The sequence below is a fragment of the Flavonifractor sp. An52 genome (genome assembly GCF_002159385.1).
GTDB classification, from domain to species: domain Bacteria; phylum Bacillota; class Clostridia; order Oscillospirales; family Oscillospiraceae; genus Flavonifractor; species Flavonifractor avicola.
On record NZ_NFIB01000072.1, the window covers coordinates 1 to 907 of the forward strand.

The window sequence follows — 907 nt, forward strand, 5'->3', positions numbered from 1 at the left end:
AAACAGAGATTCGCTAACTACTTATTCCTCAAATGCTCCGGCATAGCCCAGGACAAGGACATCCAGAACACCAGCGCCACCACTATCGCGCTCATGGAGCGGTTTGAAACTGTGGATGACCTGGCAAACGCCGACCTGGACGAACTGACTGCCTTTCTGGATGAGAAGGGCAGAAACTTCGCTGACCCGGCTGCCAAAGCCAAGGTTATTCAAACTGCCGCCAGAGACTCTTACCGCCTGCCTGTTACTGTGAACAATTCTGTAAATCAGGCGATGGCAGTCTCTATTGCCTCCATGCGGGCTCTGGAAAAGCAGGTCAAGGTGTTGGACAAGGCCATTGAACAGCAGTTTGAAATCATTCCCAACACCCTGACCTCTATCCCCGGGATTGGCAAGGTCTACTCCGCCGGGATCATCGCCGAGATCGGCGACATTCACCGTTTCAGCTCTCAAGCCTCGGTTGCCAAGTTCGCCGGCCTTGTCTGGACACAGCACCAGTCCGGTGAATTTGAGGCTGAACACTCCCGGATGATCAAGTCCGGCAACCGCTATCTCCGCTACTACCTGCTGGAAGCCGCCAACTCTGTGAGAAGATGCGATTCCGAGTTCCGGCGCTACTATGACCTCAAGTATCAAGAGGTCAACAAGTATCAGCATAAACGCGCACTCGCTCTCACTGCCAGAAAACTGGTTCGGTTGATCTTTCGGCTGCTGAAGGACAACCGCCTGTATATCCTGCCGGAGGGCTGAGCGTACCGCTTGCCGCTCTGGCGCATAGGCCCTGTTTCAAAAAACTCAGGGACAGGGCTTGGATTGGCGTTGTCTTTTTCCTGCCTACATGGTCCTTTTTACTCATTCCCATTTGAAATTTTCTTGCATCACCTACTTGACTTCATACCATTGGACT

General features: G+C 52.7%; 1 protein-coding gene. It reads left to right on the forward strand.

What is annotated here, in order from left to right; genetic code table 11:
- A partial coding sequence (locus tag B5G06_RS13750; protein WP_143382764.1) for an IS110 family transposase occupies positions 1-750 on the forward strand: 750 nt, incomplete at its 5' end.
- Positions 751-907 lie beyond the last annotated feature (157 nt).